Raw genomic sequence first — 4,684 nt, 5'->3', positions numbered from 1 at the left:
TTCGCTCAGGCTGCGCGGCAGCTGGTAATCGCCCAGATACGCATCGCCCTTGCATTCCGCGGTCGGCTCGATGCGGTTCTTCATGCCGAGATAGCCGCAGGCCAGGCTCGCCGCCAGCGCCACGTAAGGGTTGGCATCGGCGCCGATCACGCGGTTCTCGATGCGGCGTGCCGCCGGCCCGGCCACCGGCGAGCGGATGCCGACCGTGCGGTTGTCGATGCCCCACTGGATGTTGATGGGCGCCGCGGTGAAGCGCGACAGGCGCCGATAGCTGTTCACGTACGGCGCAAAGAGGGCCATCGCCGCCGGCACGTATTTCTGCAGGCCGCCGATGTACCAGTAAAAAGCCTGCGAGGGCGTTCCGTCGGGATTGCTGAAGATGTTCTGGCCGGTGGCCTTGTTGACGATGCTCTGGTGGATGTGCATCGAACTGCCCGGCTCGCCGGCGATCGGCTTGGCCATGAAGGTGGCGAACATGTCATGGCGCAGGGCGGCTTCGCGGACCGTGCGCTTAAAGAAAAATACTTCGTCGGCCAAGGCTAGCGGATGCGCGTGGAAGAAGTTGATCTCCATCTGACCGGCGCCGATCTCGTGGATCAAGGTATCGACGTTGAGCTCCATCTGCTGGCAGTACGCATACACGTCCTCGAACAGCGGATCGAATTCGTTGACGGCGTCGATCGAATAGGCCTGGCGCGAGGTTTCGGCGCGGCCGCTGCGCCCGATGGGCGGCTTGAGCGGAATGTCGGGGTCGGTGTTGCGTGCAACCAGGTAGAACTCGAGCTCGGGCGCGACCACCGGGTCCCAGCCCTCGGCATCGAACAGGCTGCACACGCGGCGCAGCACCGAGCGCGGCGCGAAGGGCACCATCGTGCCGTCCTTGTAGTAGCAGTCGTGGATCACCTGCGCGGTGGGGTCGGTGGCCCAGGGCACGATGCGCACCGTGCTCGGGTCGGGCTGAAGGTGCATGTCCCGGTCCGTGGGACTGATGACGTCGTAGTAGGGCCCTTCTTCGGGAAACTCGCCCGTCACGCCCATCGCCACCACCGCCTCGGGCAGGCGCATGCCTCGGTCCTCGGTGAACTTTTCGCGCGGCAGGATCTTGCCGCGGGCCACGCCGGTGAGGTCGGGCACGAGGCACTCGATCTCGGTCACGCGGCGCTCGTTGAGCCAGTTCTCGAGTTCGCTGAAAGTGAATTTGTCGCGGACCACCATGTGTCACCTGTCGGTTGCTGCGCGCATCAGGGAAGGAGGCGGCGCGCCGTGGCATCGGCCGCCGCAGGGCAGCGGCAGACAGGCAGCTAGGGTACCGGCAAGTGTTCGACCGCCGGGTGGGCTGTTTTCCGGCGGTTTTCGCGAAAGGCTCGGCAGGCATCACCGAAGGCGCGCAGCAGCTTCATCGACACCGGGTTGTCGCGGGCCTGCCATTCGGGATGCCACTGCACGCCGAGGGCGAAGCCCCTGGCGCCGGCAAGCGAGATGGCTTCGATCACGCCGTCGGGTGCCCTCGCTTCCACACGCAACCCGTCGGCCAGGCGCTTGATGCCCTGGCCGTGCAAGCTGTTGACCTGGAAGGACGCGTTGCCGATCAGCTTGTCGAGCAGCCCGCCCGGCACCACTTGCACCGGATGCGACGGGCCGTACTGCACTTCGGCCGCCTGGTCCTCTCGGGCGCGGTGATCATTGAAGCCGGGTTGATCCTGCACCGCCTGGTGCAGCGAGCCGCCCAGCGCCACGTTGAGTTCCTGGCAGCCCCGGCAAATGGCGAACAGCGGCATGCCGAGAGCCAGCACTCGAGGGATCAGCGGCAATGTCCAGTCGTCACGGCGGGTGTCGAGCGGCAGCGCAGTGTTGTGCACCACCTCGTCGAAATGACGGGGGTGCACATTGCTCGGCGAGCCGGTCAGGCACACGCCATCGGCGAGCGCCAGCAACTCGTCGAGTTCGTGCAACTGCACCGAGGGCACGACCAGCGGCAAGCCGCCGGCGAGCCGCACGGCGTCGACGTACTTCTGCCCGATGATGTGCAACTGCTGGCCGCTTGCGCTCTGGCAAGCGGGCATCAGCACGACCGGGCGGGTACTCACCTCGAGCGCCTTTGGCCGCTGCCCTTGTCCAACCTGCGCCGCGTCTTCGGCTTCACGCAGCCCGTTTCAGCGCGTCGGCCAGCGTGCCGACCATCTGGTCGATGTGCTGCTTCTCGACGATCAGCGGCGGCGACAACGCAATCGTGTCGCCGGTGGTGCGCACCAGCACCCCGCGCTCCCAGCAGTCGAGGAAGACGTCGAAAGCGCGCTTGCCCGGCTGGCCGTCCATCGGCGCCAACTCGATGCCGCCCACCAGGCCGATGTTGCGCACGTCGATCACGTTGGGCAGGCCTTTCAGACTGTGCAGCGCTTCGGCGAAGCAGGGCTCCATCTCCAGTGCGCGCGTGAGCAAGCCTTCCCCGGCGTAGGTGTCGAGCGTGCCCAGCGCGGCCGCGCACGCCAGCGGGTGGGCCGAATAGGTGTAACCGTGGAAGAACTCGATCAGGTGATCGGGGCCTTCCATGAAGGCGTCGTGAATGTGGCGCTTCGCGAACACCGCACCCATCGGCACGCTGCCGTTGGTGATGCCCTTGGCCGTCGCCATCAGATCGGGCGTGACGCCGAAGCGCTGCGCCGCGAAGTTGGCGCCGGTCCGGCCGAAGCCGGTGATGACCTCGTCGAAGATCAGCAGGATGCCGTGCTTGTCGCAGATGGCGCGCAGCTTCTGCAGGTAGCCCTGCGGCGGCACCAGCACGCCGGTGGAGCCGGCGACGGGCTCGACGATCACCGCGGCGATGGTGCTGGCGTCGTGCAGCGCGACCAGGCGCTCCAGGTCGTCGGCCAACTCAGCCCCGTGCGCGGGCTGGCCGACCGAAAAGGCGTTGCGGGCCAGATCGTGCGTGTGGCGGATGTGGTCCACACCCGCCAACAACGTGCCGAACATCTTGCGGTTGGAAACAATGCCGCCGACCGAGATGCCTCCGAAGTTCACCCCGTGGTAACCACGCTCGCGGCCGATGAGCCGGGTGCGGGCGCCATCGCCGCGCGCACGGTGGTACGCGATGGCGATCTTGAGAGCGGTCTCGACCGACTCGGAGCCCGAGTTCGTATAGAAGACTTTGTCCAGGCCGGGAGGTGTGAGCTGTACAAGCCGCTCGGCGAGTTCGAAGGCTTTCGGGTGCGCCATGTTGAAGGGCGGCGCGAAGTCCATTTCAGCGGCTTGGCGCTGGATCGCCTCGACGATCTTCGGCCGCCCGTGGCCGGCGTTCACGCACCACAGCCCGGCGATGCCGTCAAGAATCTCGCGGCCCTCGGGGGTCCAGAAGTGCATGCCCGAGGCTTTGGCCAGCAGGCGCGGCGCCTTCTTGAACTGGCGATTGGCCGTGAACGGCATCCAGTACGCGTCGAGCGAAGTCGCGGCCTGGGGGCTGGTCTTGAGATCGTTGTACATGGCGCGGTTTCCAAGCAAGAGCCGGCGCAGGGCCGACGTGAAGGGGCGGAGCGAACCGATGAAGAAGCTCCGCGCTGCGGTGCTGCCCAGAGGGTTGCCGGGCGCTGGGTCAGTCTAGCCCTGGCCTTGCGCAATGGGGTTGCGCATGGGCAAAGGGACTACCCGCGTCTGCCGCATAAGATTCGATGTTCTCCACGCATTGAGCAATGAAATGCCAGTTAGCCGGTTCGATGCGAAATCGCGTGCACCGCTGGACGTGACGGACCGCTCCATCCTGCGCGAGTTGCAGATCGACGGTCGCGTCTCCAACCTCGCGCTCGCACAACGCGTGCACTTGTCGCCCTCGGCCTGCCTGCGCCGCGTCAAGCAGCTCGAAGACAGCGGCGTCATCGCGCGCTACGTGGCCCTGGTCGATCCCCGGGCGGTGGGCCAGCCGGGCACCAGCTACACCATCGTGAACCTGGAGCGGCTGACGACGCCGGCGATCGAAGCCTTCGAGCGCGCTGTGCAGGCCGAGCCTTCGATCCTCGACTGCTTCTACGTTGCCGGTACCAACGATTACCTGATCCGCTTCACCTACAACGATGCGGCCGACCTGGAGCGCTTCCACACCGACGTGCTGATGCGCCTGCCGGGCGTGCTGCGCTCGAACTCGATGCTGGTGCTGCGCACCGTCAAGAAGACGACGGCGCTCGATGTCTGAACCCTTGCTTGACAGCACGCTGTCACCGCACGGTCGGTCCCCGCCGCGGCCAAATCCCGCTTGTCCCTGTGCGTCGAGGCACTGTTCCATGCCTGCACACTTCAGGGCCTACCCGCGCTTGACGCCGCCCTGCGGCTGAACGGAGCATGCTCGCCATTGCGGTCGCGCGTGCCGGCCGCACCCACGGAGTACGACGGATGGACCGAAACGACGCGCTGCTGCACGACTGGCGCGAACGCGCCTTGCAGCTCGAGGCGCAGGCGGCGCGGGCGGTCATCGGCCAGCAGCGGGTGATTCGCCTGGTCACCACGGCGGTGTTCGCTCGCGGCCATGTGCTGTTGCAGGGCGACGTGGGCGTCGGCAAGACCACGCTGCTGCGCGCCTATGCGCGACTCATCGGCGGCGCCTTCGCCCGTGCCGAGGGCACGATCGACCTGATGCCCAACGACCTGATCTATCACACCCACATCGGCCAAGACGGCCGCCCGGCCATCGATCCCGGCC

Annotated in this window: 5 protein-coding genes; 2 read left to right on the top strand and 3 right to left on the bottom strand. The window is 66.8% G+C overall.

What is annotated here, in order from left to right; translation table 11 throughout:
- The 3 genes from H0W38_RS16920 to H0W38_RS16910 all read right to left on the bottom strand — a co-directional run.
- On the bottom strand, window positions 1–1,215 hold a 1,215-nt coding region (locus tag H0W38_RS16920; protein ID WP_292456212.1), incomplete at its 3' end, for a glutamine synthetase family protein.
- Between the two features lie 86 nt (window positions 1,216–1,301).
- Entirely contained in the window at window positions 1,302–2,087 is a 786-nt protein-coding gene (locus tag H0W38_RS16915) for a gamma-glutamyl-gamma-aminobutyrate hydrolase family protein (protein ID WP_292456209.1), read from the bottom strand.
- 52 nt (window positions 2,088–2,139) lie between these two features.
- Entirely contained in the window at window positions 2,140–3,477 is a 1,338-nt protein-coding gene (locus tag H0W38_RS16910; RefSeq protein WP_292456206.1) for an aspartate aminotransferase family protein, read from the bottom strand.
- A 211-nt stretch (window positions 3,478–3,688) separates the two neighbouring features.
- On the opposite strand from H0W38_RS16910, the gene H0W38_RS16905 reads away from it, so the two are divergent.
- Both H0W38_RS16905 and H0W38_RS16900 read left to right on the top strand, forming a co-directional pair.
- Window positions 3,689–4,180, top strand: a complete 492-nt coding sequence (locus tag H0W38_RS16905) for an Lrp/AsnC family transcriptional regulator (protein WP_292456205.1) — start codon at window positions 3,689–3,691, stop codon at window positions 4,178–4,180.
- Window positions 4,181–4,377: 197 nt separating this feature from the next.
- Window positions 4,378–4,684, top strand: a 307-nt coding sequence (locus H0W38_RS16900) for an AAA family ATPase (RefSeq protein WP_292456202.1), incomplete at its 3' end; no start/stop codon positions are given.

Origin of the sequence: Methylibium sp. (genome assembly GCF_013817365.1) — a bacterium.
GTDB lineage: Bacteria > Pseudomonadota > Gammaproteobacteria > Burkholderiales > Burkholderiaceae_C > Methylibium.
Note: the sequence above shows the minus strand (reverse complement) of the source record. Positions and strands in the feature narration are given on the sequence as shown.

Excerpts from the sequence above, each read along its gene's own strand:
- H0W38_RS16910 (WP_292456206.1), bottom strand. The coding sequence starts at position 3,477 with ATGTACAACGATCTCAAGACCAGCCCCCAGGCCGCGACTTCGCTCGAC.
- H0W38_RS16905 (WP_292456205.1), top strand. The coding sequence starts at position 3,689 with ATGCCAGTTAGCCGGTTCGATGCGAAATCGCGTGCACCGCTGGACGTG.